This is a genomic window from Effusibacillus sp. SKA8 (genome assembly GCF_058273125.1).
On record NZ_JBZCSF010000008.1, the window covers coordinates 88,136 to 114,653 of the forward strand.

The following is a 26,518-nucleotide window of genomic DNA, read 5'->3' on the forward strand; positions in this document are numbered from 1 at the left end:
CGCTTCCGCAGAGCCAACCGCTGCGGCGACCGCACAGATTCCGGCCGTGGAGGCAGGCGTTTTGGCGAGGCTCGTCTGAAACCGTACTCTCGTTTGGAGGGTACGGTTTTTCTGTTCTGGCTTGTCTTTTTGTTGCATACATTCCTAGAGAGATTCGCCAACCGGGGCGGATGCCGTTTGCCGCAGGCAACATCCGGTTTCCTCACGGCTGTTGAACAAGTTTGTTCCGAAGCGGGGTGTGCGAATGTTTGACGTGCAGGACAAATTGGTGTGGGGGATGGCGGGACTTCGCTTCCTGTCAGGCAGCATTGAAGTTTTGGCAGCCCTCCTGATGCTTTATTACGGTACGATCGAACGCGCGGTTCTGGTCAACGCCTTCCTTTCGCTGGTCGGTCCGACCGTGCTGATTTTGGTGACGACGATCGGACTGATCGGGCTTGCCGAGAAAATGGACTTTGCCAAAATGTTGATCGTCATGTGCGGCGTGGGGCTGATCCTGTTTGGAGTGCGCTCGTAATAAGTGCCCATTTGTATTGAGCACACTAGTGTCGAGAATCGGAGTGAAGGGGGATCAGCATGCACGATTTAAAAGAGCGCATCGCGTATATAAAAGGCTTGTCGGCAGGCGTGAATGTCACCCAAACCACCGTCGAGGGGCGGGTTTTGGCGGAAATGCTCGATTTGTTGAGCGATGACGAAGATTTGGACGCGGACGGCGCTCTAGACGACCTGGAGGATGACGGAGAGATCGAGTGCCTGGAAGTCGAATGCCCGAAATGCCGGGAGACGGTATTTGTCGACTCGGACGTGTTTGACGGCGATGAAACGGTGGAAGTGTTGTGTCCCGAATGTCACGAGACAATTTTGGTAAACGACGATGTTCCGGTTGAAGCGTGACGGACGAAGTCCAATCCATACCCTTCTCTTGCGGAGGGTTCTTTTTTTCTACGGCGGAATAAAAGACGAACATCCGCTTTTATTGTATACGTTTTTCGTGCACGAAATCGACACATTCGAATGTTAGGAGTTATCCACCTTTGCAAATATGAGGAGCGGTACTGACTCAGTTGACAACTTTACCATCCAGACGGTAAAGTGATTGGGGAAGGGGTGGATTATCATGAACGACAAGAAATCCGGGCGGAGAACAACACGCGAAAGACTATTACTAACAGCCTGCCGTCTTGCCCGCGAGGAAGGCGTTGGCAGTTTGACGCTTGAAGCGGTGGCTCGCACTTCCGGTGTGAGCAAAGGGGGGCTGCTCTATCATTTCCCCTCGAAAGAGGACTTGATTGCCGGCATGGTCCAATACCTGGCGGACCGGTTCGACGCCGGGCTGGAACAGGAATTGCGGAAGGAATCCGGCGGCATGCCGGACAAGCCTGGAAATGCGGACTCGAAAGGACGGTTTGTCCGGTCGTATATTCGCACCACCTTTGCGGACGCGGAACGGATGGGAGAGATCAGTGCCGCTCTGCTGGCAGCGGTCGTCATCCACCCGCAACTGCTGAATCCACTACGCGAACGCCAACAGGAATGGCAGCGCAGGATCGAAGACGACGGACTGGATCCTGCCCTGGCGACTGCGCTGCGCCTCGCTGCGGACGGGTTGTGGTTCGCCGACCTGTTCGGCCTGGCGCCGCCACAAGGAGAGCAACGCACCCGAGTGCTTGCGCTGCTTCAGCGATGGGCCGGGGGTGGACAGCAATGAAACCGTTCCTGTATTTGCTTTTGGCCATCGTCAGCGAAGTGGTCGCGACTGCTTCGTTGAAAGCTTCGCATGGCTTCAGCCGTTTTTGGCCGAGCCTATTGGTTGTCATCGGTTACGGAGCCGCTTTTTATTTGCTCTCTCTGAGTCTGAAACATATCCCCCTCGGCGTCGCCTACGCGATCTGGTCGGGACTGGGGACGGTGGGAGCGGTTATGATCGGTCTTTTCGTTTGGCGAGAGAAGATGGACCTTTATCGGGTCATCGGGATTGCGTTGATTCTGGTCGGCACCGTGATCCTGAATTTGACGAAAACCGAGGGGTAGCGATGCATACCGTCATGAAGACTTGGAAATGGTATTTTCTCGCAGTCGACATTGCTTTTATCCTGTATTGGATGATCACCGCCTTGCATCTGATTCCGCATGAATGGCTCTTTAAAGATTACGAGAATCCGATCTTGGTTGCCTGGAACTGGTCGTTTCTGCCGTTGGATTTGTTTATTTCCGCAACGGGACTGATCAGTCTGTATCAGTACGGTAAAAATAATCCTTCATGGCGTTCGACAGCTCTTGTTTCCCTTGTATTGACCTTTTGCTCCGGATTGCAGGCGCTTGCTTTTTGGACGATTCGCCTCGACTTCGCCTCTGCTTGGTGGATTCCGAACGCCTTCCTGCTGGTCTACCCGTTGTTTTTTATCCCGAAACTGGTCATACAAAGGGAAAAGAGTTGAGATAAATCAGCATGGTATAGCACCGTAAGCGTAAAAAAGTCCCCACCTGGTATTCGATGGGAACTTTGTTAATCTAGGATTGAACCATTCGACAGGTTGACAGCAGTGAATTCGACCACGGGAGTAGCCTGTCTAGCGCCTCGGGATCTTTCAAATCGTTTAGCTGTGGGAACTCTTCAAACAATCAGGTGAGATATTGAAACGGGTTGAGGCCGTTTTCCTTCGCCGTTTCGATGATGCTGTAGATGGTCGCACTCGCTTTCGCTCCTCGCGGTGTGTTACTAAACAGCCAGTTCTTTCTGCCGATCACAAACGGCTTGATGGAGCGTTCACTCCGGTTATTCTCCAATTCCAGCCGGCCGTCCTTCCGGCAATGCCTTCAGTGCCTCATTGAACTTGCGCCGGGCGTGCGCCCAGCATCCGACGAGCGTGACACCGGCTACCTTATGATAACCCGAGTACCCATCGACATGCAGGTAGCCGCAGAAACCGGATAAAAAGTTGCGCGGGTGATGCCCGCCCCGGGTTTCCTGGTAATCGTAGAGCACGATTGCCGGACCTTCCCACCCTGTGCGATACAACCACAGGTACGAGGTCGTCTCTGCCGAACGACCCGGCTCCTTCAGCACCTGCAAGGTGGTTTCATCGGCATGCAAAAGATCCTGGCTCCGCAGATGGTCATGCATCCGGTGGTAAAGGGGCTGAAGCCACCGGTTCGCGCTTTGAATCATCCAATTGGCCAGCGTCTGCCGGGATAACATAATTCCAAGACGCGCAAACTGCTGCTCCTTGCGATACAGCGGCAAAGCGTCTACATACTTCTGAATCATGATGTGGGCAAGCATGGATGGAGAAGCCAGACTTCCCGGAGCGGCCGGTTTGGGCATCGGGGCCGTGATGACCGGTGTTTCGGTTGCTTCCCGCTCACACTGGCGGCAACTGTAGACATGGCGGACATGCTTGACCACTTTGACTTCGGCCGGGATAATCTTTAGTTCCTGCCGAACCTCCGTGCTCATCACATGCAAAGCGCCGTTGCAGCACGGACAGACCCGCTCTTCTTCCGGCAGATGATATTCAATCGTCTCCACGGGGAGTTCTTCGATCAGGGCTTCCCGCTGTCCGCGCTGTTTCTTGCGCCGGATGGTCACGGTCTCCAGGGTTGGCCTCTACTTCCGCTTCGTTAAACAACTGCAATTGATCCGAATTCGTTCGCTCGCTGGAGGCGCCGAAATTCTTCTGTTGGCTAAGGCGAAACTGCTCTTCGTACCATTTCAATTTGGCGGATAGTTCGGCGTTTTGCTGCTCCAGTTTAAGGCAGCGCTCCTGTAAATCTTCGATTGTAAGGGGTGTCTGTTCCATTGTTTTCTCCATACCTGCGGTTGGGCGGTTTCCAGATGTTGTTCCGTCTTTTTCAATTTTCGCATCCAATACCAGAGCTGGCGTGGCGTAACCCCTTGACGTTCACACCAAGTCGCCACACGCTCTCCACTGGCCCGATAGTCTTTGATCCGGGCGGACCATAATTCTCGAAGCTCTGTTTGAGATCCTCCCCACATCATTCTGAGGAAGATTCTCTCATGGGAAATTTCGGTTTCCTAGGTGTGCAGGATTTGACGCTTACTTCGAATCTCGCATTTTTTGGTCCAAGCTGGTATAAACCCACAAGCCCCTCCATATGTATGGAATAACTACTTGTGGACGAGGAGGGAGTCTGTTGCTTCCGACGGTTTCCCATGAACGCGCCGAAACGATTGTCCGTCAACAAATCTTGCCTGTTCTGGCTCCCCGGATTCGCGGCATGATCAGTCAGTTTCCGCATGTGTCTCTGCTGGAAGAGATTCGGGTCCGGCAGAGGAAGCCGCTGCAGGTCTACACCCACCAGGGGGATCATTACTTGAACGAGCAAGGTCAACCTGTCCGCCATGGCCAGAAGGCTTATACGGTTACCGAAGAGGATATAGCGCAAACGATCGAGCTGCTTACCCGCTCTTCCCTCTACACTTTGGAGGAAGAATTGCGGCGCGGATATTTGACCATCGCCGGCGGGCACCGGGTGGGGCTGGCCGGGCGGACGGTTCTCTCCAAGGAGGGAGCGGTTCAGACCCTGAAACACATCACCCATCTGAACATCCGCATCGCCCGCGAGATGCCCGGCGTAGCTGACCCGATCAAACAGCGCCTGGTGGACCCGGCGGGATACAAGCTGCACAACGCCTTGATCATTTCGCCCCCACAGTGCGGAAAAACAACCTTGTTGCGGGATCTGGCGCGCCAGATCAGCGACGGGCTGCTCCATCCGAAACTGCGAGGGATGAAAGTGGGGATTGTCGACGAGCGATCGGAACTGGCGGGATGCGTAAACGGCGTTCCGCAGCATGCGGTCGGTGCCCGCACGGATGTGCTGGATGCGTGTCCGAAAGCGGAAGGGATGCTGATGCTGATCCGTTCGATGTCGCCGCAGGTGTTGATCACCGATGAAATCGGACGGGAAGAAGACCGTGACGCGATTCTCGAAGCGGTCCATGCGGGGGTGCACGTGATCGCGTCGGCACACGGTTTCAGTCTGACCGAAGTCAAGAACCGTCCGGCCCTCCGTGCCCTGTTTGAAGCGAAGGCGTTTACCCGCTACCTGGTCTTGTCGCGCCGGAAGGGGCCTGTTACGCTCGAAGGCGTTTATGACAAAAACGGACAGCGTCTTTACCAAAGAGAGGGTCGGTCCGAATGGTCAAGTTGATGGGAGCGGCGATGGTGATCACGGCGGCAACCGGATTGGGACTGTGGAAAGCGAGTTCTTATGCGGAACGGGCGAGAGAACTTCAGCAATTGATGACGGCGTTGCAAATGCTGGAAACGGAGATTTCCTACGGCGCCACGCCGTTGCCGGAGGCGTTCTGCCGGCTCGGAAAACGGATCCCCGGAAAAATCGGGTCCTTGCTTTACGACACCGGACTCGGGTTGTCGCAGGGGGACGGCCGGACGGCGGGCCAAATTTTTCAAGAGCAAATCCGGTGCTGGAGCCCGCAGCTCCGTTTGCGGCCGCAAGACCGGGAGATCCTGTTCGCGTTTGCGCATACCCTTGGGCATTCGGATCGCTCCGACCAAATCAAACATATTCGCCTCGCCTCCGCCAGGCTTGCGGCGGAGGAGGCAGCCGCCCGGGACGAGCGGGAACGATTGGGCAAAATGTGGAGATATCTCGGGGCCTTAGCCGGGTTGGCCGCCGTCATCATCATGTACTAAAGCGGGGGGATGGGGAGAATGTTTTCAGCAGCGGTCAGTACAATCTTGCAGATTGCCGGGATCGGGTTTCTGGTCGCCGTTTTGCATACGGTGCTCAAATCGGCCGGAAAAGAAGAGTTTGCCAACTGGACGACCTTGACCGGAATCGCAATCGCGCTACTGCTGGTCCTCAGCAAACTTGAAATCTTGCTATCGGAAATCACCAGCGTATTCCGGTTCCAATGAGCGAACCGGAGGAAGGAATCGGTTATGGACATACTCCAAATCGTGGGTCTTGGCCTGATCGCCGCTTTTTTGGCGATGACAGTCAAGTGGCAGTCGCCGGCCGCCGCCCTGCTGATCTCGCTGTTGACGGGCGTGTTTTTGTTTGCGATCCTGGTCCCGCCCATTCGCATGATTTTTGACGAAATTCAAAGACTGGCGCTGCAGGCGAATGTCGACCTCAAACTGATGGGGACGATTTTAAAAATTATCGCCATCGCCTACATTGCCGAGTTTGGGGCGCAACTGGTCAGGGATTCCGGGGAGTCGGGACTTGCTGCAAAGATCGAATTCGCCGGCAAGATTCTGATTTTGGTGCTGGCGATCCCCGTGATCCGGATCGTGATCGACACGATCATGCAGGTGATGATCCGGGGTGGGGCCGGGTGAAAAAATGGCTGATCCTCCTGCTGCTGTCCCTGGTCCTTTGTACCATCGGCCCCGCTGCCAAAGCGATGGCGCAAGAAGGTCAACCGGCCGCCCGGGAAAAGGCGGTCGAATCTTCGGTCGACACAAGCGAAATCGACCGTTTCTGGCGGGAGTTGGCGGAACAATACGGCGATTTCCTGCCGGCTTCGCCTTCGCCCCGCGTGTGGGACATTCTGCAGGACGAAGGGTTCTCGTTAAAGGGCATCCTGCTTGGAATGGTCAAGTTTTTGTTGTACGAGATCATGCAGAATTCCAGATTATTGGGAAGCATTATGATCCTGGCGGTGCTGGCGTCGCTCCTGGAAAACCTGCAAAACGCTTTTGAGCGGAACACCGTCTCCCAGGTCGGATTTGCGGTGATTTACATCGGGTTGGTCGTTCTTGCGGTCAACTCCTTTCTGGCGGCGACCGGATATGCGAAAGAAGCCATCGAAAACATGAGCAGTTTTATGGTGGGAAGCATTCCACTCCTGCTGACGCTGATGGCTTCCTCGGGCGCTGTCACGTCGACCGCCCTGTTGTATCCGACAGTCGTGTTCGCAGTCAACACGTTTGCCGAAATTGTGACTCATGTGGTGTTCCCGTTGATCTTTTTCTCGGCTGTTTTGCTGCTGGTGTCGGAGTTTTCCGGCCGGTACAAACTGTCGCAGCTCGGCGGGTTTCTCCGAACGGCGGGGAATTGGCTTTTGGGAGCTTTTTTCGTCGTGTTTCTCGGCGTAATGGCCGTGCAAGGCTCGATGGGCGGAGTGGCGGACGGGATCGCGCTGCGAACCGCCAAATTTGCCACCGCCACCTTGATTCCGGTTGTCGGGAAAATGTTTTCCGATTCCATTGACACCGTGGTCGGAGCCTCAATGCTGGTGAAAAATTCCGTCGGAATCGCCGGTCTTTTGCTGATCGTCCTGATTTGCACATTCCCCGCCCTGAAGATCATCAGCCTGGCGATTGTCTACAGCCTGTCGGGAGCGCTAATGCAGCCGTTAGGCACGTCTCCGGTCATCTCGTGCCTGTCGACCATCGGCAAAACGCTGTTTATTCTATTTTCCGCAATGGCAACGGTCGGGTTCATGTTTTTTCTCTCCATCGCCATGATTCTGCTGGCGGGCAACATTCAGCTGATGGTGAGGTGAGGAAAGATGGGATTTTTATCCTCCTGGCTGTTACAGCTTGTGATGATCCTGTTGTTTGCAGTCGTAATGGACTTGATCGTACCCGCGTCCTCCATGCGGAACTACGTCAAGGTGGTCATGGGGTTTGCCATTATGGTGACGATGTTGAAGCCGATTTCCGTCTTGTATGACAACAAGTTCGACATTAGCCGCATAGGTTGGCCGGAAAGCGAATCGAAGTTTGAAAGCCTTGACGCGATCAAGGCAAAAGCGGCCGATTTGCGGACCGAACAGCACCGGCTGGCGGAACGGCAAACGGGCGACCAATTGCAAAAGCTGATCAAAACGCAGGTGGAAAGCCGGCATCCTTTGGAAGTGACCGGAGTGCAGGTTCGTTTGCCGCAACCCGGAACAGAACCGGTCCGTTTTGCAAACATCGAGGAATTAATCGTAACTGTCCGTCCGAAGCGAGGAGGAGACGGGGGAGACGGAATTCAGCCCGTACAGCCGATTGTCATCCGGGGGGAACGGGAAAAGGAACCGGGCAACGAGAACCCGCCCCTAGCGGAAATGGACAAGTTGCGGCAGGTCAGGCAGGAATTGGCCAACACTCTTCAAATTCCCGATTCCGCCGTCTCGATCCGGCTGGCTGCCGAATAAGGGGGTGAGATGCAGTGAATGCCGATTTCAGTTTTCTCTCCCGCATACCCAAGTGGACCTATGTGATGGGTGCGTTGGGATTGGTGCTGATCCTGTTTGGATCTTTCGGTTCAAAACAGGAAACGAAACGGCCGGAACCGGCGGTCGAAACGAAGGAACCAAACATCGAGCGCATGACGATCAGCGGTTACGAACGTTTGTACGAAGAAAAGCTCGCCCAGGTCCTGAATCAGATCCAGGGGGTCTCCGATGTTACGGTCATGGTCAATTTGGAGTCCACGGAGGAAATCGTCCTTGCCGAAAATGTGCAAAACCAGCGGCAGACGACCACAGAAAACGACAAACAGGGCGGGAACCGCACCATCACCACTTTTAACGAAAACAAACAACTGGTCATGACCAAGGGTTCTCCCGACAAACCCGTCGTCCTGCGGACCATCAAACCGCATGTGCGCGGCGTTCTGGTGGTCGCCAGGGGCGCCGAACAGCCGCGAATCCAGGCGTTGATCATGGAATCCGTCCAGCGCGTGCTGGAGGTTCCGCCGCACAGAATCTCGATCCAACCCAAAAAAAATTGAGGAGGTATCCGCAATGGCAAGACGTCAAACAGTATGGCTTTCGACAATGATGATCCTGTCCCTGATGGTGATCGGCTATTATACGGTCGACGACACACTGAAACCGGTTCCGACCGCCACGGATGGCGGCAGGAAAACGGAACAGCCCAAGGACAACAACCCAGCCAAAGACAACCAGGCGAAGGACGGTTTAAAAGACAACGGCACAAAAGACCAGGGGAAAACGAGCGACCAGAAACACGCGGCAACGCCGGGCGACGATTGGTTTGCGGAACAATACATCAAAAATGAGACCGACTATCACAGAAAGGTGGAGCAATTGCAACAAGTGATCGCTGACAGCAAAACGTCTACCGACCAAAAAGCGAAAGCGGAACAAGAATTGAAGGCGTTGTCCGAGTTTTACGACAAAGCGGAAAAAGCCGAAAACAAAGTGATGGCGGAAGGATACGGGGAAGCTCTGATTACGAAAGACGACGGCCGCATCACCGTAACGGTGCAGGCAAACGAACTTTCCAAGGAACAGGCGGCAAAAATCTATATGATCGTCAGCAAAGAATTGAACATCCCCGCCAGCCAGATTGTAGTGTCTTACAAACAATGACACGGTTGAATAAAACGCTTGGGACGCCCTTTGCGGGAGCGTCTTCTTTTTTTGTCCTCCGGCACACGGCATTTCCCCTGACACATGATGCCAATGCGTGACAATATCACAGAACAACAACAAATGCCAATGCGTGCTATAGAAAGATTGCACGAAAATATGGTATACTTTCCAATAGTGCCTACAAAAAAGATACATACAGGGTTAAGGGAGGACCAGACATGTTTAAACTGAATGAAATCCGTGAACTTGTTCGGCTGATTGACGAGACGACAGTGACCGAACTGAATGTCGAAGCGGCTGGCACCAAACTTGTTATCAAGAAAGAACCGGGGGTTGCGGCACCGGTTGTCGCCCAACCAGCGCCTGTACAAGCTCCTGCCGCAGCGCAAACAGTTACCGCGCCTGCTGCACCGGTGCAAGCGGCTCCAGTCGTTGAAGATACGCCGAAGAAAGCGGTTGCAACCGAAGACGATCCGACGCTTCACAAGATCGTGTCTCCGATGGTGGGTACGTTCTACCAGGCGCCGGCTCCCGATGCCGAACCGTACGTTCGCGTCGGGTCAAAGGTGACCGAAAAAACGGTGGTCTGCATTGTGGAAGCGATGAAGCTGATGAACGAAATCGAAGCGGACGTACGCGGTGAAATTGTCGCCGTCCTTGTCGAAAACGGACAACTGGTAGAGTACGGACAGCCGCTGTTCCTCGTAAAAGTCGAGTAATATGGGGGGCAGCCGACGTGTTCAAAAAAATATTGATCGCAAATCGGGGAGAAATTGCGGTTCGCGTCATTCGAGCCTGCAAAGAACTGGGGATTCGGACGGTGGCGATTTACTCGGAACCGGACCGGGAGTCGCTGCACGTCAAACTGGCGGACGAAGCCTACTGTGTGGGGCCAACGGCAAGCAAACAGAGCTATCTTAATATTCCTAACATTATGGCGGCCGCAACCTCGACCGGAGTGGAAGCGATCCATCCCGGATACGGGTTTTTGGCGGAAAATGCCGATTTTGCCGAAATTTGCGAGGCGTGCGGCATTACCTTTATCGGACCGAGTGTGGAAGCGATTGAGAAAATGGGCGATAAAGCGGTTGCCAAGGATACGATGAAGAAAGCGAACGTACCGTGTGTTCCCGGTACGGACGGGCTGATCGGCGATGTGAAAGAAGCGTTGAAAGTTGCCGCGGAAATCGGATATCCGGTGATCGTGAAGGCGACTGCCGGCGGCGGCGGAAAAGGAATGCGGGTTGCCACCAACGCCGAAGAACTGGAAAAAGCGATTCAGATGGCGCAGGTGGAAGCGGAAACCGCATTCGGCAATGCCGGCGTCTATCTTGAGAAATTCGTGGAAGAGCCGCGTCACGTCGAAATCCAGGTGATGGCGGACAAGCACGGCAACGCCGTCTATGTGGGAGAACGGGATTGTTCGATTCAACGCAGGCATCAAAAATTGATCGAAGAAGCTCCGTCTCCCGCCTTATCGCCTGAATTGAGAAAGCGGATGGGCGAATCGGCCGTGGCGGCCGCGCGTGCCGTCAATTATTCGGGTGCGGGGACCGTCGAATTTCTTCTCGATAAACACGGGAACTACTATTTCATGGAGATGAACACCCGCATTCAGGTGGAGCATCCGGTCACCGAGATGATCTTCGGCATCGACCTGATCAAGGAACAGATCCGGGTGGCCGCCGGCGAAAAACTGTCGTTCCGGCAGGAAGATCTCGAGCTTAAAGGATGGGCCATCGAGTGCCGGATCAACGCGGAAGATCCGGACAAGAACTTTATGCCGTGCCCGGGAACCATCACGAAGTACCTGCCGCCCGGCGGGTTTGGTGTTCGTGTCGACTCGGCCGCATATACCGGGTATAAAGTGACTCCCTTTTACGATTCGATGATCGCCAAACTGATCGTATGGGCGCCGACCCGTTTGGAAGCGATCGCCCGCATGGAAAGGGCGTTGCAGGAGTTTCAGATTGAAGGGATCAAGACCACGATTCCTTTCCATTTGAAAGTGTTGCGCCATCCCAAATTCATCGAAGGGGATGTCAACACCAAGTTCCTTGAAACGTATCCGCTGTAAAAAACGCATCTGCAGCCAGCAGCCGGATTGCAAAACGCCTTCCTGCCGCGGCGCCGACCGGTTTTTGCGGGGGATTTCGCTAAAATTGTCATATTTTGCTCCCTTTGGTATACTATTTGTACTAATCGGACAAACAAGGGGGGGATTCGAGTGGCAATTGACAACTTGGAATTTGACGCGACGGAAATGGGTCAAATTCGCATAGCACCGGAAGTGATTGAAATTATTGCGGGACTTGCCGCGACGGAAGTGCGGGGAATCGCAGGGATGAGCGGCGGTGTCGTTGGCGGAATTGCCGAACTGCTCGGCAGAAAAAACCTTGGAAAAGGCGTTAAAGTCGAGGTTGGCGAAAAACAGTGCGCCGTCGATCTGTCTGTCGTCGCGGAGTTCGGTTTCAAAATCCAGGAAGTGGCGGCGGAAGTTCAAACGAACGTGAAGCGTGCGATTGAGAACATGACGGGTCTTGAAGTGGTGGAAGTAAACGTCCATGTGCTGGGTGTGACATTTAAACACGACGAGAAAGAAGAAGAGACTGCGGTGCAAACTTCCCGCGTCCGCTAAAATGCTCCCCCCTGAAGCTAGGCCTAGATTCCAGGGGGGTTTTATACAGAAAGGGGAGGGACAAGCTGTTGAGCGTTTTCGATCGAATTCTTCTCTTCTTGTTCAGCCTGGCGGTTCTATGCTTGGCGGTCCTGATCGGTGGCGAGGTTCTCGGCATGAATTGGATGGCCCGGCTGTTTGATGCGTATCCGTCCCAGCTGTTGGTCGGTGCTGCCGTATTGCTGCTGGTTTCATTGCGTTTTCTTCTGATTCGGAGCAGCGCTTCCAAAGAACCGCAGGCGATCATTCATAAGACCGAATACGGTGATGTGCGCATCTCTTTGCAGACGCTGGAGAGCCTTACGGACCGGGCTGCCCGTTTGGTCAGAGGGGTAAGCGATCTGAAAACGAAAGTGCGTCCCTCCGAAGTTGGCGTTCGCATCGCGATTCGCATCGCGGTCGACCCGGATTTGGACATCCCGCAGATTACTTCTTCCGTCCAGCAAAAAGTCAAAGATTACGTGGAAGCCACTGCCGGTGTCACTGTCCGGGACGTTGTCGTCTGCGTGAACGATGTGGCCAAAGTGCAGACAGGAAAAGTTTCCGCGCGGCCGAGGGTTGAATGATCGATGTGGAACAAAATTTTATTTTTCCTGCAAACCGCAAATTTGCGAATACTGGGGATGTTGGCGGGAGTTTTGCTGGGGCTTCTGTACCTGTTTGTCGGATTTTGGAAATCTCTGGTGTTTGCCGGGTTTATTTTGGCGGGATATTGGGTGGGCCGTTGGCTGGACAGCCAGGAAGACTGGCGGGATGTTGTCGACCGTTTGCTATCGAATAAATCACGTGACTAGGGCAGAGCATCGGTTGCCCTATTTCTTTCGGTGCGAAGTTTGGTTTTTGACGACGCGGAAAAGGAGGAACTTGCATGGGCCGCAGACAGGCTCGGGAAAGCGCTTTGCAGAGCCTTTTTCAAATTCATGTCGGACAAGTCTCGGTAACGCAGGCAATCGATCACGTTTTGGAAGAGAACGGGGAAATTTCCAATAAAGCATATTTGGAAAAACTGGTAAAGGGTACATACCATCATTTGCCGCAGATCGACCGGTTGATCAGGGAGTATTCCGTCGGGTGGGAATTGGACCGGATGCCGGCGGTGGATCTCACAATTTTGCGGATGGCTGTTTACGAACTTCTGTTTGAACCGGAAATTCCGGTAAAAGTGGTGATCAATGAAGCGGTGGAGCTGGCCAAGGGGTTTTCGACTGAAGACTCCGGCAAATTTGTCAACGGTGTTCTGGGAAAACTGATTCTTGACGTGGATCGGTTGAGAGGGTCCGTAAGCGAATGATTCTGGGGATCGACACGAGCAATTACACCACTTCCTTGTGTGTCATCGATTCGGAGGGGAACATCGTCCGGGAGCGGCGAAAATTGTTGCAAGTGGCAGCGGGTGAACGGGGGTTGCAGCAATCGGTGGCCATGTTCCAACATGTCAAAAATTTGCCCGAACTCGTCGAACAAATCGGGGATCTGCGTGATTTGCGGGCGATTTGTGTGTCTGTCCGCCCGCGTCCCGCCGATAATTCCTACATGCCGGTTTTTTTGGCGGGCGAGGGTCTGGCGAGAAGCCTTGCCGCCTCGCTGCAGATTCCACTCTACCGGACAAGCCATCAAGAAGGCCATATTGCGGCGGGGGAAGGCACGACCGGGCAGGTGCCCGGCGAAGAATTCCTTGCGGTTCACCTCTCGGGAGGCACGACAGATCTGCTGTATGTGAAACGCAGCGGGGCAGGCTACAAAATAGACACACTCGGCAGCTCCCGGGATTTGCACGCCGGACAATTTGTAGACAGGGTGGGAGTCGCCCTCGGACTGCCCTTTCCAGCCGGCCCGCATCTAGAACAATTGGCCCGTTCCGGCACGGGAAACGACCGGCAAATTCGCTTGCCGTCTCCGGTAAACGGGCTGAACTGGTCCTTTTCAGGCCCCGAAACGGCGGCAAGAAAACTGATTGAAGCCGGCGCAACCCCGGCTGCCGTCGCACGGGCGGTGGAGAACTGCATCGCGAAAGGGTTGGAAAAGGTATTGCTGCAAGCGATGGAAACCACGCAACTTCGCCGGATTTTGCTTGTCGGAGGAGTGGCGGCAAACCGGCACATCCGCCATCGTCTGCAGCATCGCTTGGAACATCCGGCAATAAAAGCGAAGTTGTTTTTTGCCGATCCCCACTATTCTACCGACAACGCCTTCGGAGTGGCACGCATCGGACTGTTGTCACATATTTGTCACAAAATCAACTGATTGGTAGTTTCCGCAAAATATAGTATAATGGTAGCGTACAGTGAATCGGTGTTTTATAGAGTGAAACTAAGAGGGGGAACTCAAGCATGTCAGAGACGCAAGGATTAAAAGTGGACGAAAAGGTGTACGACATCACGATTATCGGTGGGGGACCCGCGGGGCTGTTTTCCGCTTTTTATGCCGGTATCCGTGATATGTCCGTAAAGCTCATCGACAGCCTTCCGCAGTTGGGCGGGCAGCTGGCCGAGTTGTATCCGGAGAAGTACATATATGACGTTGCCGGTTTTCCGAAGGTGTACGCAAAAGACCTGATCAACAACCTGAAGGAGCAAATGGCGCCCTACAATCCGACGGTTTGCCTGAACGAACGCGTCGTCGGTCTCGAAAAGCAGCCGGACGGCATCTTCAAATTGACGTCCAACACCACGATTCACTATTCGCGGACGGTTTTGATCGCCGCCGGAATCGGGGCGTTCACCCCCCGCCGTTTGCCTGCGGCGAATGCGGAACAATTTGAGGGTAAAGGCATCCATTATTTCATCGACGATCTGTCGAAATTCAAAGGATTGAACTGTTTGGTTGTCGGTGGCGGGGATTCGGCGGTCGATTTTGCGCTGATGCTCGAAACGGTTGCCAACAAAGTGACTTTGATTCACCGCCGGGACGGATTCCGCGCTCATGAAGACAGTGTCCGGAAACTGTTTGCCTCATCCGTCGAGGTGAAGGTGTTCACCGAAATGAAAGCGGTTGAAGGAAGCGACAAGGTCGAAAAGGCTCTCCTGATTAACACCAAAGAAAAGACGGAAGAGGAAATCCAGGTTGACGCGATCATCGGCGCACTCGGTTTCTCCGCTTCGCTCGGACCGATTCTCGAGTGGGGCCTTGAGATTCAGGACAACGCAATCGTCGTCAACACCAAGGGAGAAACCAATATTCCGGGCGTGTATGCCGTAGGCGACATCGTGACTTACCCCGGTAAGATCAAATTGATCGCCACCGGCTTCGGGGAAGGGCCGACAGCGGTCAACAACGCCAAGCTTTACCTCGATCCGGAATCCAAGCTGCATCCGGGCCACAGTTCGTCCGGCTTCGGCAAGAAACATTAAGATATCGCCAATCCAATACGGGTAAAAGTCTGCGTCCGAAGCGGGCGTAGACTTTCCGCATTTTCAGGAGGGATTTGATCCATGTCGGCAAAAGTAATAAGCGGGAAGGAAATCGCCGCTCAAATTCGCGCCGAATTAAAGTCTGAGGTTGAAAAACTTGCCGCAAAAGGGATTCAACCGGGACTGGCCGTCATCCTGGTGGGGGATGACCCGGCATCTCACAGTTACGTGAAAGGAAAAGAAAAAGCTTCGATCGAATTGGGCTTTTATTCCGAAGTCCACCGTCTGGACGCCAATGTGTCGGAGCAGCAGGTTTTGGCCTTGATCGACAGATGCAACCGCGATCCGAAGATTCACGGGATTTTGGTGCAACTGCCGCTTCCCGGGCATATTTCGGAAAAAAAGGTGATCCAGGCCATCGATCCCGGCAAAGACGTCGACGGGTTCCACCCGCAAAACGTCGGCGGTATGCAGATCGGACTTCCCGCTTTTCTGCCCTGTACGCCGCATGGGGTCATTCAAATGCTGAAACGTTCGGATGTCGAAATCGCCGGCAAACATGCGGTAGTGATCGGCCGCTCCAATATTGTGGGCAAGCCGATGGCCCAACTGCTGCTTGCGGAGAATGCGACCGTGACCGTTTGCCATTCCCGTACCCGCGATCTTGCAGCGTTTACCAAGCAGGCTGACATTTTGGTCGCCGCTGTCGGACGCGCTGGCACGGTAAGCGCCGATATGGTAAAACCGGGCGCGGTCGTAATCGATGTCGGCGTCAACCGCGTGAACGGCAAATTGGTCGGAGACTGCAAGTTTGAGGAAGTCAGCCAAGTCGCCGGCATGATCACCCCGGTCCCCGGCGGCGTGGGGCCGATGACGATCACCATGTTGATGTATAATACAGTGGAATCGGCAAAACGTCGTTTTGAATCATGAGGGATGTATGGCGATCGCAAACGCAGCGGAAAATGTCATTCTTTCCGTAACCGAATTGACAAACGCAATCAAATATTTGCTGGAACGGGACCCTTTGTTGTCCGATTGCTGGGTGAGAGGTGAAATCTCGAATTTTACCCATCACTCCAGCGGTCATATGTATTTTACGCTGAAAGACGCCGGCAGCCGGATCAAAACGGTGATGTTCGCTTCCAGGAACCGGACGTTGAATTTTTTCCCGAAAGAGGGAATGAAAGTCCTGGTGCGCGGGTATGTGTCCGTCTACGAGCGGGACGGCCAGTACCAGTTGTATGCGGAAGAAATGCAGCCTGACGGGCTCGGCTCCCTGTATCTCGCGTTTCAGCAACTCAAGGAACGTTTGGAGAAGGAAGGGCTTTTTGCCGAGGAGCGCAAAAAGCCGCTGCCGAAGTTTCCGAAAGTGATCGGGATTGTCACATCGCCGACGGGTGCGGCCGTCAGGGATATCATTACGACGATCCGCAGGCGATACCCGGTTGCGGATGTGCTCCTGTTTCCCGTGCTCGTGCAGGGAAGCGAGGCTCCGCAAGCAATTGCGGACGCTATCAAGCGGTTGAACGAGTCGGCAGAACTCGGAATCGACGTTTTAATTGTCGGACGGGGCGGCGGTTCGCTGGAGGAACTCTGGGCGTTCAACGAAGAAATTGTGGCGCGGGCGATCTTTGCGTCCCGGATTCCGGTCATATCGGCCGTCGGCCATGAAACCGATTTTACCATCGCCGATTTTGTGGCGGATGTGCGGGCGGCGACGCCGACTGCCGCGGCAGAATTGGCGGTTCCCCATTTTGCCGAACTGATCCGCCATCTCGATTCAACACAGCAAAGATTGACGGTCGCTCTTGCAAACCGGGTGCGGGATCTGCGGAGGCACCTTGAGCGCGTCGAGCAGTCTCCCCTTTTTCTGCGCCCGACCGGTCGGATTCAACAATTGCGCCAGCAGGTTGACCATGTCGAAAGCGAACTCGAACTGGTCGTGACCAGACGGCTCGGATTTTGCAATAAACAGGTCGGCGATCTTATGCAGCGGCTTGCCCGAAAATCTCCCGTCGAACGCGTCATGCGGACGGAGGAACGGTTCGGTTTTGTCTTGCAAAAACTGCGGTCAGCGATGGTGCAAAAATTGGCGGCCGACGGCAACCGTTTGGACAGGATGCTTGACAAGCTTGACGCTTACAGCCCCCTGCAGGTGATGAGACGGGGGTATTCCCTAACTTACTCGCTGGAAAAAGGAAAGCGGTTGCTCCGGAGCATCAGGCAGGTGCAGCCGGGGGACCGGGTGCATGTCAGGCTGCAGGACGGATGGCTGGACTGCCAGGTGTGGGGCATGGAGGAGGAAACGAATCTTGACGAATAAAAAGAACGCGTTAAATACGGAACCAAAGCGGGAGTCCGGCGAGGGTCTTTCCTTTGAAGAGGCGCTTGTCGAACTGGAAAAGATCGTGCGGGAGCTGGAGGCGGGTGAAATCCCGCTGGAACAGGCGATCGCAAGTTTCCAGGAAGGCATGAGACTGGCGAAAATCTGCCGGGAAAAACTCGACCAGGCGGAGCAGAAAATCGAAATCCTGGTGGCGGAAGCGGCCGGGCTTAGCAAGAAGCCGTTTACACCGGAGGAATAGTCGCATGGTTTTTTCAATCCAACAATATTTGAAAAATTGCGCGGCGGAAGTGGAGGCGGCGCTTGACCGTCTGACTCCTCCGGCTAACGAATGTTCTCCCCCGATTTGTGAAGCGATGCGCTACAGTTTGTTTGCAGGCGGCAAGCGCATCCGGCCGGTTTTGACCCTGGCGACGGTCGAAACGCTTGGCGGCAGCCGGGAAGCCGCACTGCCGATTGCGTGCGCGGTGGAAATGATCCATACGTACTCCTTGATTCACGACGATTTGCCTGCGATGGACAATGACGATTTTCGCCGCGGCAAACCGACCAATCATAAAGTCTACGGGGATGCCATCGCGATTCTGGCGGGAGACGCGCTTTTGACCTATGCGTTTCAGGTGCTGTCGGAAGCCGAAATGCCGGGAAGGGAAAAAGAACAGTTGGCGATTATCCGGGAATTGGCGCGGGCCAGCGGAGTGCGCGGCATGATCGGCGGTCAGGTCGCCGATATTCAGTCGGAGGGAAAACCTGCGGACGAAGCCGCCTTGCTTCATATCCACCAGCGCAAAACCGGTGACTTGCTGGCCGCGTCCGTGAGAATCGGGGCGATTTTTGCGGGAGCGTCCGCTGTGGAACTCGATCTGTTGACCATTTATGCAGAAAAGCTGGGATTGGCCTTCCAAATTCAGGATGATATACTCGATGTGGTGGGAGACGAATCCAAATTGGGAAAATCGGTGGGTGCCGACGCAAATTTGGGCAAGCTGACGTTTCCCGGCGTGTATGGCCTCGACGGATCCCGCCAAATGCTCCGGGAATTGACGGTAGAGGCGGTGCAATCGTTGGAGCGACTTCCACACGATACGACGATTTTGCGGGCGATCGCGGATTATCTGCTAAAGCGGGAACATTAACGTGCAGGTTTCCGACCGGGCAATGCCGTCAAAAAAATTGACAAAAAACGGGTAAAAAGCGTTAAAAATATCGGCTGGACGGGATAGGGTCCGTTTCTTGACCGCCCTATATCCGGCTTTTCTTCTCCGTCGCTTGCGCCAACTTTGGTTGTCGCCGCAAGTTGTGGTATAATAAATGCAACATCGGTGGGTGGCGCAGTATTCTAGTCAATCCCCCTCTTCTGAAGGCGGGCCTAAAAATCCGTCAAAGGGCACATCGATGAAGTTCCTGGTGTTGGCTTGAAGCGCCCAGCTTTGGGTTGATACTGGGAGTTAAGGTTGTAGGGCGATCCGCAATGGCATGCGGGCGTTGACCCTGCTTCCGCGGAGGCCCATGTTTGTGGTTTGACGCTTTGGGGGTTCGGCCTTTGAAGCAAGGATTACAACATGGGGTATGAACCTGCATGGCGAGTGAAATGGAATCCGGAAAACACGACACTTGTGTGCAGCGTAGCCTGCCTTGAGTGATATGGAGGGATTGCAGGGTTCAGGCGAATTGTTTCGGCCAAAAACGATCCGCCGGTGCTGCATGAAATCCATGTTGCAAAAGAGGCTAGGAAGATGTGCGGGATTGTTGAGGAAAACTCCTAGACTGTCGCAAGCATGCGTGGCTTTTCGGGGATTATAGTGTGGTCTAAGTGGTAATCGAGTCCGGTGCATGGCAACATCACCGAGACGGGCATAAAGGGAAACCGCCGCCATGGCGACGTGGCGGTGCCTGTCTGGGAAAACCTACTCGACCTAAGCCACAGCGTTTACTCGGAAAGTTGCCACCCGTACATACTGTAGTATTGCGAACGGAGTGCATGAATATACAATGAAAAACGCGTGGAGTGACACGCTTCGGTGGGCGACGTTCATCTTTGGCGTCACTTTTTTTCTATCCGGCATTTTTAACACTTCCACAATTGTGCTTGACCGCGTGGCGTGGTGGGTGGGCGTGCTGGTCGTCGCCTGCATTGTTTTTGTCGGAATCGTTTTTGATATAATGGGACTGGCAGCAGCCGCCGCACGGGAGACTCCGTACCACGCGATGGCGGCTGAACGCGTTTATGGCGCGAAACAGGCGATTCAGATCGTGCGCAATGCGGAGAAGTTTTCAAACTTTTGCAATGACGTGGTCGGCGATATTGCGGGCGTTCTCAGCGGTGCCGCGACGGCGGCCGTTACCTCCCAGATTATAGCGGCAGGCAATATCACCGGATTTCGTGCCGAGGCGATCATTATCCTGGCGACGGCCCTTGTCGCCGCTCTGACTGTCGGCGGCAAGGCGTTGGGCAAAGCGTACGCCATCCGGAACGCCAACCGGATCATTTTTCGGGTCGGGCAATTCTTCAGTTGGCTGGACCGGAGGTTTCATATCCGATTGTTTACTGGAAACGATAAGAAAAAATCGCGAAAGCGAGGCGGTAAGCGTGCGGTTGGAAAACGTCAACAGCCCCGCTGATCTCAAAAATCTGAATGTGATAGAATTGGAAGAACTCGCGGAGGAAATCCGGCAGTTTTTGATTGAAAGTTTATCGGTCACCGGCGGCCATTTCGGTGCGAATCTCGGCGTTGTCGAACTGACGCTGGCGTTGCACAAAGTGTTTGACAGCCCGCGCGACAAACTGATCTGGGATGTCGGGCATCAGGCGTACGTCCACAAGATCCTTACCGGCAGGCGGCCTCTTTTTCCGACGTTGCGCAAATTTAAAGGGATGTCGGGATTTCCGAAAAGAGCCGAAAGCGAACACGACATGTTTGACGTAGGCCACTCGTCGACGTCGATCTCAGCCGCTGTAGGGTATGCGGTCGCCCGGGATCTGAAAAAAGAAAACCACCATGTGGTCGCCATTATCGGCGACGGTGCCATGACGGGCGGGATGGCGTTTGAGGCGATGAATCACGTCGGCCATATGGGAACCGACGTGATTGTCGTGCTGAACGACAACGAGATGTCGATCGATCCGAACGTCGGAGCGATGTCCAATTACTTGGCCAAGATTCGCACCGATTCGCATTACCAAAACGCGAAGGCGGAAATCCAGCATATCCTGTCCAAAATCCCCTCACTCGGCAGCAAAGTCGCCAAAGGGCTGGAACGGATCAAAGATTCTTTGAAGTATCTGATGGTTCCCGGTATGCTGTTTGAGGAATTCGGCTTTACGTATATGGGGCCGGTGGACGGGCACAGCATCCATCTCCTGTTGGAGATTCTCGAGCAGGCGAAGCAGACCAAAGGCCCCGTACTGGTGCATGTGGTGACCAAAAAAGGAAAGGGCTACGCGGCGGCGGAAAGCTCATACGACAGCGGACATTTCCTGAATCCGATCAAGATCGAAACGGGGGAACCGAAGGTCGTCAAGAACATTCCCACGTACAGTTCGGTATTTGGGAACACGATGATCAAACTTGCCGATCAGGACGAAAAGATTCTGGCGATAACGCCTGCGATGCCGTCGGGTTCGGGATTGCTCGAGTTTGCACAAAAATTTCCGAACCGGTTCTTTGATGTCGGAATTGCGGAGCAGCATGCGGCGACGCTGGCGGCGGGCCTCGCTTGCGGCGGCATGAAGCCGGTTCTCGCGATTTATTCGACGTTTCTGCAGCGTGCGTACGACCAGGTTATTCATGACATCTGCTTGCAGAATTTGCCCGTGACGATCGCGATCGATCGGGCGGGCCTTGTCGGGGCGGACGGCGAAACGCACCAGGGAGCCTTCGATCTTTCTTTCCTGCGGGCGATTCCCAACATCACGATCATGATGCCAAAGGACGAAAACGAATTGCAGCATATGTTATATACAGCCGTCCGGCAAAATGGACCGGTTGCCGTCCGTTACCCGCGCGGCGAAGCCCGGGGAGTCAAACTTGAAGAGCGGTTTCGCGAAATCCCGATCGGAAAATCGGAGATCCTGCGGGAAGGTTCTTCGCAAGTGGCAATTCTGGCGCTCGGTCCGATGGTGGATCTCGCGAATAAAGCGGCCGACCTGCTTGAACAGGAAGGCATGTATCCGATGGTGGTCAACATGCGGTTTGTCAAACCGCTTGACAGCGAACTCCTGATGGATCTCGCGCTGCGCGGGTACAGGCTGATTACCGTGGAAGAAGCGGCGGTTGCCGGCGGTATGGGGTCGGCGATCCTCGAATTTTATGCCGCGAACATGATTTCCGGCGTTGAAGTGTTTCCGATCGGATTGCCGGATCGTTTTATCGAACACGGGACTGTCAAGCAACTGCTTGATTCGGTGGGAATAACGGCGGAACGGATTGTGGAGCAGGCGAAACGTCTGGCTCCCAAGAAACGTCAGCGTGCGTAACGTAAAGATTCATCGACCGGAAATCGGCTGGCAACCCGGCTTTGGACGGTTGTTGCAAGCTTTTCCGGATTTTTTGTTGGTCTCTATTTTTGTGGCGAGGTTCAACATTGTGGCGGGAGAAAACTTTCTGTTTGAAGGAGCGGTTATGAGCGAAAAAGAGCGACTGGACGTTTTGCTGACGGAGAAAGGGTTTTATCCGTCAAGGGAAAAAGCGAAAGCGGCGATTATGGCCGGGCTGGTGTTTGTGGACGGGGAGCGTGTCGACAAAGCCGGAACCAAGATCAAAACAACCGCCCGCATTGAGGTGAAGGGGGACCCGCACCCTTACGTATCAAGGGGTGGACTAAAGCTTGAGAAGGCGTTGCATACTTTTAACGTGTCGCTTGCAGGAAAGGTGGTCATCGACATCGGCGCTTCGACCGGCGGGTTTACCGATTGCGCACTGCAGTACGGCGCGAGACTCGTTTATGCGGTTGATGTGGGATACGGACAACTCGCCTGGCAACTGCGCCAGGATCCCAGGGTTGTCGTGATGGAACGGACGAATTTTCGCCGGTTGAAACCGGAAGACCTGACAGCCGGCCGACCCGATACTGCAGTGATGGACGTTTCTTTCATATCGGTCCGGCTGCTCTTTCCCGTGATCAAAAATGTGCTGGCGCCGGGCGGTACCCTGATCGCCTTGATCAAGCCGCAATTTGAGGCGGGGCGGGACAAAGTGGGAAAAAACGGGATCGTAAGGGATCCGGAAGCTCACCGGGAAGTCCTGCTGCAGACGCTCAAGTCTGCCATGGCGGAAGGATTCCGGGTACGCGGCTTGACCTTTTCCCCCATCACCGGCGGCGATGGAAATATCGAATTTTTGGTCCATTTGACCGCAGGGGACCAACCGGAGCGGGCTGGGAATCCGCCGCAAGAGGAGCCGCTCGTTGAAACCATCGATCTCACCGTTCAAGCCGCACATCAATCGCTTAAGTCAAGTGCGCCCACTTGATTGGAGGAATTTCCCGCAGTTTCGCGAATACATTTCAATGACGCAAGAAGCAGGAGGGACGGGGGTTGATGAAACGGATCGGGATAGCCGTCAACCGGAGCAAACCAAGTGCCGTACAAGTGACCGGGCAATTGATCGATCTGCTCGAGGCGAAAGCGGCAACCGTTCTGGTCGACAGCGGCGTCGCCAGACAAATCGGCCGCACCGACATCGCTGCGGATGTGAGTCAGTTTCCCGGTAAGGTCGATTTGGTTTTTGTCCTTGGCGGGGACGGAACCCTATTGGGAGTCGCCCGGCAGTTAGCCGTTTATGATCTGCCGATTCTGGGGATTAATTTGGGCCATCTGGGATTTTTGTCGGAGGCGGAACCGGAAGATCTTCCGAGCGCCGTGGACCGTGTTTTGCGCGGCGACTATCATTTGGAAAAGCGGATGATGATCGAAGCTTCCATTCTCCGAAACGGGGAAGTCATACATAGAAATATCGCGTTAAACGACGTCGGCATTGCAAAAGGTTCTTTTGGAAGAATGGTTACCCTGGCGGTCTATGTGGACGACATGTATGTCGACAAATATTCGGGAGACGGCTTGATCGTTTCAACCCCGACAGGCTCAACGGCTTACTCGTTGTCCTGCGGCGGGCCGATTGTCAGTCCGCACATCAACGTGATTGTCGTGACTCCGATTTGCCCTCATACGTTAAATTCGCGCCCGTTTATCGTCCAGAAAGACCAAGCGGTACGAGTCGAAGTGTCGGCAACCCACAATGACATCGGTGTTACGATTGACGGTCAGGTGGGATACAAAGTCGAGGTGAACGACACCATCCTGATCCGTAAATCCCCGCATTACACCACTTTGATCAAATGGAAAGAGCGGGGATTCTTTGACGTATTGCGCCAGAAACTGCATGATCCGGACTGACGGGCTGCAGAGAGGGATGAAGTGAACATGAAAGGTCAACGATTGTTAAAGATTCGGGAATTGATCTCCACCCGCGATATTGAGACGCAGGAGGAATTGGTGGAGAGTCTGAGGGCTCTCGGCTATCAGGTGACCCAGGCGACCGTCTCGAGAGACATCAAAGAACTGCAGCTTGTGAAGATCCCCACTCCGGATGGACGGTACAAGTATTCGCTGCCTGCCGAACCGTCTTACAACCCGGAAGCCAAACTGCGGAGATTCCTGGCGGACAGTTTTGTCTCGATTGACCGGGCGGAAAATTTGATCGTCATGAAAACGTTACCTGGCAATGCGAATGCGGTTGCCGCGCTGATCGACGCTCTCGATTGGGACGCTATTCTCGGAACCATCAGCGGGGATGACACGATTTTGATCGTTTGTCGGGATCGGGAGCGGACGCCGGAATTGGTCGACCGGTTCCTGGAATTCCTATAGGGTGCATTCCGTTGATTGCGAACATTTGTTTTCTTTGATAGTCTGGTAACAGCAAAACGTGGTAAAGGCTCCAGAAATCCGAACAACGAGCCGATCCGGCAAGGGGACTGCAAAGAAGGGGGATCGTATGTTACAGGAACTTTACATCCGTAACTTTGCCTTGATTGATGAGGTCCGTTTAATCCTTGGGACCGGTCTTAACGTGTTGACGGGAGAAACTGGTGCCGGAAAATCAATCCTGATCGATGCCTTGGGATTGGTGCTCGGTGGACGAGCTTCTGCGGAGATGGTCCGACAAGGATGCGACAAAGCGATTGTAGAGGCGCTTTTTGTTGTCCGGCAGGAAGGGCGGTTTGCCCGGTTGTTGCAGGAACTTGGCATCGAATGGGAAGACAATACCCTTGTCATTGTACGGGAAGTCGGCTCCTCCGGGAAGACGGTTTGCCGTGTCAATGGCCGTATCGTAACCGTCCAGAGCCTGCGCCAGCTTGGGGCCAATTTGGTCGATCTTGCCGGACAGCACGAACACCAATCCCTGCTGCGTACGGAAGAACATCTTGCGATGCTCGACCTGTTTGGCGGTGAGGATCTGCAGCTTCTCCGACAACGAACCGCCGCCGCGCACGAACGTTACTGCGCTGCGAAGAAAGCTTTGGAACAGGCGGCAATCGGCGAGCAGGAAAGGGTTCAGCGGATGGACATGCTGCGCTTTCAACTGGAAGAAATACAGGTTCTCGGGTTAAAACCGGGCGATGAAGAACAGCTTGAAGAGGAAAGGCGCAAGCTCTCCCACGCCGAGAAGCTGGCCGCAACGACCGCCAACGCGTACGACAGCTTGTATCAGGGGGGAGTCCGACAGTCTTCGATTGTTGAAAGCCTCCACAAAATCGGCACCGATCTGGAATATCTGCTGCGTTACGATTCCGGCTTGCAGTCCGTTGTGGAACTGGTCAAATCTTCCGTCTACCAGTTGGAAGAGGCGGCGCACGAATTGCGTTCCTACCGCGATTCGATCGAATTCAATCCCGACAAACTGCAAGCGTTGGAAGACAAATTGGCCGTTTTGAACCGCTTGCGGCGCAAATACGGCGAATCTGTCGCGGAAATCCTCGCTTATGGGGAACGGATCGCGCGGGAGCTTGAGGATTTGGAACATCATGAAGAGAATTTGGAGCGCCTGCAAAAAGAAGCGGAACAACTGGAAAGACAGCTGGCGGAACTTGTGGTGCAGCTTTCCGGGAAGCGTAAGGCCGTTGCTGCGAAGTTCTCAAAGCTGATTGCGGCGGAATTGGCATCTTTAATGATGCCGCGTACGCAATTTCAGATCGATTTTCAGTTGGAACCGGATGAGAAAGGAATTCGGGTGAATGAGCAAAAGGTTCGGGTCAACGAGACCGGAATCGACCGGGTTGAGTTTCTGTTTTCACCGAATCCCGGTGAGCCTTTGCGGCCGTTGGCCAAAATCGCGTCGGGCGGCGAACTTTCCCGCACGCTGCTCGCTTTCAAAACGATTTTGTCAAACGATGGACTGGAAACGCTGGTTTTTGACGAAATTGACACGGGAATCTCCGGGCGAGCGGCACAAGCGGTAGCGGAAAAAATGTCGCGGGTTGCTTTGACCCATCAGGTGATTTGCGTGACGCATCTTCCGCAAGTCGCTTGCATGGCGGACCGGCACCATGTCATCGTCAAACAACAGCAGTCCGGGCGTTCGCAAACGGTGGTTTTGGAATTAAACGATGCAGAACGGGTGGAAGAGTTGGCCCGTATGCTGTCAGGGGCGGAACTGACGGATACCACCCGCAAACATGCGGAAGAAATGCTTCTGCAGGCACGCGCGTTAAAAAATAAAGCTTCTTGACCAAACAGCATTGGGAAGGAAAACTTTGCCGGGGGATGGCAAACGGCCGTGGGCTGCGTTTGCCGGTTCTGCCCGGCTTTTCTTTTT

At 54.3% G+C, this 26,518-nt stretch carries 32 protein-coding genes and 1 pseudogene; 31 read left to right on the forward strand and 2 right to left on the reverse strand.

The window, feature by feature from the left end:
- Positions 1-244 precede the first annotated feature (244 nt).
- The 5 genes from AC4ED1_RS08520 to AC4ED1_RS08540 all read left to right on the forward strand — a co-directional run bounded on the left by AC4ED1_RS08520 (position 245) and on the right by AC4ED1_RS08540 (position 2,441).
- Complete coding sequence (locus tag AC4ED1_RS08520) at positions 245-517, forward strand: YqhV family protein (RefSeq protein ID WP_490937598.1); 273 nt, start codon at positions 245-247, stop codon at positions 515-517.
- A 59-nt stretch (positions 518-576) separates the two neighbouring features.
- Complete coding sequence (locus AC4ED1_RS08525) at positions 577-897, forward strand: CD1247 N-terminal domain-containing protein (RefSeq protein WP_490937600.1); 321 nt, start codon at positions 577-579, stop codon at positions 895-897.
- A 223-nt stretch (positions 898-1,120) separates the two neighbouring features.
- Positions 1,121-1,711, forward strand: a complete 591-nt coding sequence (locus tag AC4ED1_RS08530) for a TetR/AcrR family transcriptional regulator (RefSeq protein WP_490937602.1) — start codon at positions 1,121-1,123, stop codon at positions 1,709-1,711.
- Positions 1,708-2,034, forward strand: a complete 327-nt coding sequence (locus AC4ED1_RS08535; protein ID WP_490937604.1) for a DMT family transporter — start codon at positions 1,708-1,710, stop codon at positions 2,032-2,034. The genes AC4ED1_RS08530 and AC4ED1_RS08535 overlap by 4 nt, the downstream gene beginning before the upstream one ends.
- A gap of 14 nt (positions 2,035-2,048) precedes the next feature.
- Positions 2,049-2,441: a DUF5360 family protein gene (locus AC4ED1_RS08540; RefSeq protein WP_490937606.1), complete on the forward strand. Its 393-nt coding sequence runs from the start codon at positions 2,049-2,051 to the stop codon at positions 2,439-2,441.
- A 73-nt stretch (positions 2,442-2,514) separates the two neighbouring features.
- Here AC4ED1_RS08540 and tnpC read toward each other — a convergent pair.
- Positions 2,515-3,815 (reverse strand): annotated as a pseudogene (gene tnpC, locus AC4ED1_RS08545) (IS66 family transposase).
- Positions 3,716-4,003, reverse strand: a complete 288-nt coding sequence (gene tnpA, locus AC4ED1_RS08550) for an IS66 family insertion sequence element accessory protein TnpA (protein ID WP_490937608.1) — start codon at positions 4,001-4,003, stop codon at positions 3,716-3,718. The pseudogene tnpC and the gene tnpA overlap by 100 nt, the downstream one beginning before the upstream one ends.
- Before the next feature lie 155 nt (positions 4,004-4,158).
- Here tnpA and spoIIIAA point away from each other — a divergent pair, with 155 nt between their 5' ends.
- The 26 genes from spoIIIAA (at position 4,159) to recN (ending at position 26,431) form a co-directional block, all read left to right on the forward strand.
- Positions 4,159-5,178, forward strand: a complete 1,020-nt coding sequence (gene spoIIIAA / locus AC4ED1_RS08555; protein WP_490937610.1) for a stage III sporulation protein AA — start codon at positions 4,159-4,161, stop codon at positions 5,176-5,178.
- Complete coding sequence (gene spoIIIAB / locus AC4ED1_RS08560; protein WP_490937612.1) at positions 5,166-5,684, forward strand: stage III sporulation protein SpoIIIAB; 519 nt, start codon at positions 5,166-5,168, stop codon at positions 5,682-5,684. Before spoIIIAA ends, spoIIIAB begins: the two co-directional genes overlap by 13 nt.
- Positions 5,685-5,702: 18 nt before the next feature.
- Positions 5,703-5,909: a stage III sporulation protein AC gene (spoIIIAC, locus tag AC4ED1_RS08565; RefSeq protein WP_490937614.1), complete on the forward strand. Its 207-nt coding sequence runs from the start codon at positions 5,703-5,705 to the stop codon at positions 5,907-5,909.
- Between the two features lie 24 nt (positions 5,910-5,933).
- Positions 5,934-6,335, forward strand: a complete 402-nt coding sequence (gene spoIIIAD / locus AC4ED1_RS08570) for a stage III sporulation protein AD (RefSeq protein ID WP_490937616.1) — start codon at positions 5,934-5,936, stop codon at positions 6,333-6,335.
- Positions 6,332-7,504, forward strand: coding sequence for a stage III sporulation protein AE (gene spoIIIAE, locus AC4ED1_RS08575; protein WP_490937618.1), 1,173 nt, complete (start codon positions 6,332-6,334; stop codon positions 7,502-7,504). The genes spoIIIAD and spoIIIAE overlap by 4 nt, the downstream gene beginning before the upstream one ends.
- A 6-nt stretch (positions 7,505-7,510) precedes the next feature.
- On the forward strand, positions 7,511-8,143 hold the full coding sequence (gene spoIIIAF / locus AC4ED1_RS08580; protein ID WP_490937620.1) for a stage III sporulation protein AF: 633 nt from the start codon (positions 7,511-7,513) through the stop codon (positions 8,141-8,143).
- Positions 8,144-8,157: 14 nt separating this feature from the next.
- Positions 8,158-8,721, forward strand: a complete 564-nt coding sequence (gene spoIIIAG, locus AC4ED1_RS08585) for a stage III sporulation protein AG (RefSeq protein WP_490937621.1) — start codon at positions 8,158-8,160, stop codon at positions 8,719-8,721.
- Positions 8,722-8,734: 13 nt separating this feature from the next.
- Positions 8,735-9,325: a SpoIIIAH-like family protein gene (locus AC4ED1_RS08590; protein ID WP_490937623.1), complete on the forward strand. Its 591-nt coding sequence runs from the start codon at positions 8,735-8,737 to the stop codon at positions 9,323-9,325.
- A 221-nt stretch (positions 9,326-9,546) separates the two neighbouring features.
- A complete protein-coding gene (gene accB / locus AC4ED1_RS08595) occupies positions 9,547-10,047 on the forward strand; it encodes an acetyl-CoA carboxylase biotin carboxyl carrier protein (RefSeq protein ID WP_490937625.1) in 501 nt (166 codons plus the stop codon).
- A gap of 17 nt (positions 10,048-10,064) precedes the next feature.
- The gene (gene accC / locus AC4ED1_RS08600; RefSeq protein ID WP_490937627.1) at positions 10,065-11,405 is read left to right on the forward strand and encodes an acetyl-CoA carboxylase biotin carboxylase subunit; all 1,341 of its coding nucleotides are present in this window, start codon (positions 10,065-10,067) and stop codon (positions 11,403-11,405) included.
- A gap of 186 nt (positions 11,406-11,591) precedes the next feature.
- Positions 11,592-11,966 carry an Asp23/Gls24 family envelope stress response protein gene (locus AC4ED1_RS08605; RefSeq protein WP_490937710.1) on the forward strand — a complete coding sequence of 125 codons (375 nt, stop codon included), beginning with the start codon at positions 11,592-11,594 and terminating at the stop codon, positions 11,964-11,966.
- A gap of 68 nt (positions 11,967-12,034) precedes the next feature.
- Positions 12,035-12,571, forward strand: a complete 537-nt coding sequence (amaP, locus tag AC4ED1_RS08610) for an alkaline shock response membrane anchor protein AmaP (RefSeq protein WP_490937629.1) — start codon at positions 12,035-12,037, stop codon at positions 12,569-12,571.
- A gap of 3 nt (positions 12,572-12,574) precedes the next feature.
- Complete coding sequence (locus tag AC4ED1_RS08615; RefSeq protein ID WP_490937631.1) at positions 12,575-12,799, forward strand: DUF2273 domain-containing protein; 225 nt, start codon at positions 12,575-12,577, stop codon at positions 12,797-12,799.
- Between the two features lie 74 nt (positions 12,800-12,873).
- On the forward strand, positions 12,874-13,296 hold the full coding sequence (gene nusB / locus AC4ED1_RS08620) for a transcription antitermination factor NusB (RefSeq protein WP_490937633.1): 423 nt from the start codon (positions 12,874-12,876) through the stop codon (positions 13,294-13,296).
- Positions 13,293-14,249, forward strand: coding sequence for a Kae1-like domain-containing protein (locus tag AC4ED1_RS08625; RefSeq protein ID WP_490937635.1), 957 nt, complete (start codon positions 13,293-13,295; stop codon positions 14,247-14,249). The genes nusB and AC4ED1_RS08625 overlap by 4 nt, the downstream gene beginning before the upstream one ends.
- 86 nt (positions 14,250-14,335) lie before the next feature.
- The gene (locus AC4ED1_RS08630; protein WP_490937636.1) at positions 14,336-15,355 is read left to right on the forward strand and encodes an NAD(P)/FAD-dependent oxidoreductase; all 1,020 of its coding nucleotides are present in this window, start codon (positions 14,336-14,338) and stop codon (positions 15,353-15,355) included.
- An 81-nt stretch (positions 15,356-15,436) separates the two neighbouring features.
- Entirely contained in the window at positions 15,437-16,288 is an 852-nt protein-coding gene (folD, locus tag AC4ED1_RS08635) for a bifunctional methylenetetrahydrofolate dehydrogenase/methenyltetrahydrofolate cyclohydrolase FolD (protein ID WP_490937638.1), read from the forward strand.
- Between the two features lie 7 nt (positions 16,289-16,295).
- Positions 16,296-17,681, forward strand: coding sequence for an exodeoxyribonuclease VII large subunit (gene xseA / locus AC4ED1_RS08640; RefSeq protein WP_490937639.1), 1,386 nt, complete (start codon positions 16,296-16,298; stop codon positions 17,679-17,681).
- On the forward strand, positions 17,671-17,943 hold the full coding sequence (gene xseB, locus AC4ED1_RS08645; RefSeq protein ID WP_490937641.1) for an exodeoxyribonuclease VII small subunit: 273 nt from the start codon (positions 17,671-17,673) through the stop codon (positions 17,941-17,943). Before xseA ends, xseB begins: the two co-directional genes overlap by 11 nt.
- Positions 17,944-17,947: 4 nt before the next feature.
- The gene (locus AC4ED1_RS08650; protein WP_490937642.1) at positions 17,948-18,838 is read left to right on the forward strand and encodes a polyprenyl synthetase family protein; all 891 of its coding nucleotides are present in this window, start codon (positions 17,948-17,950) and stop codon (positions 18,836-18,838) included.
- An 856-nt stretch (positions 18,839-19,694) separates the two neighbouring features.
- Positions 19,695-20,324, forward strand: a complete 630-nt coding sequence (locus tag AC4ED1_RS08655; RefSeq protein WP_490937644.1) for a hypothetical protein — start codon at positions 19,695-19,697, stop codon at positions 20,322-20,324.
- Complete coding sequence (gene dxs, locus AC4ED1_RS08660) at positions 20,293-22,179, forward strand: 1-deoxy-D-xylulose-5-phosphate synthase (RefSeq protein ID WP_490937646.1); 1,887 nt, start codon at positions 20,293-20,295, stop codon at positions 22,177-22,179. Before AC4ED1_RS08655 ends, dxs begins: the two co-directional genes overlap by 32 nt.
- Before the next feature lie 145 nt (positions 22,180-22,324).
- Complete coding sequence (locus AC4ED1_RS08665; RefSeq protein ID WP_490937711.1) at positions 22,325-23,173, forward strand: TlyA family RNA methyltransferase; 849 nt, start codon at positions 22,325-22,327, stop codon at positions 23,171-23,173.
- Between the two features lie 68 nt (positions 23,174-23,241).
- On the forward strand, positions 23,242-24,096 hold the full coding sequence (locus AC4ED1_RS08670; RefSeq protein WP_490937647.1) for an NAD(+)/NADH kinase: 855 nt from the start codon (positions 23,242-23,244) through the stop codon (positions 24,094-24,096).
- A gap of 27 nt (positions 24,097-24,123) precedes the next feature.
- Entirely contained in the window at positions 24,124-24,570 is a 447-nt protein-coding gene (gene ahrC, locus AC4ED1_RS08675; RefSeq protein ID WP_490937649.1) for a transcriptional regulator AhrC/ArgR, read from the forward strand.
- Positions 24,571-24,697: 127 nt separating this feature from the next.
- The gene (gene recN / locus AC4ED1_RS08680; protein WP_490937651.1) at positions 24,698-26,431 is read left to right on the forward strand and encodes a DNA repair protein RecN; all 1,734 of its coding nucleotides are present in this window, start codon (positions 24,698-24,700) and stop codon (positions 26,429-26,431) included.
- Positions 26,432-26,518: the final 87 nt, after the last annotated feature.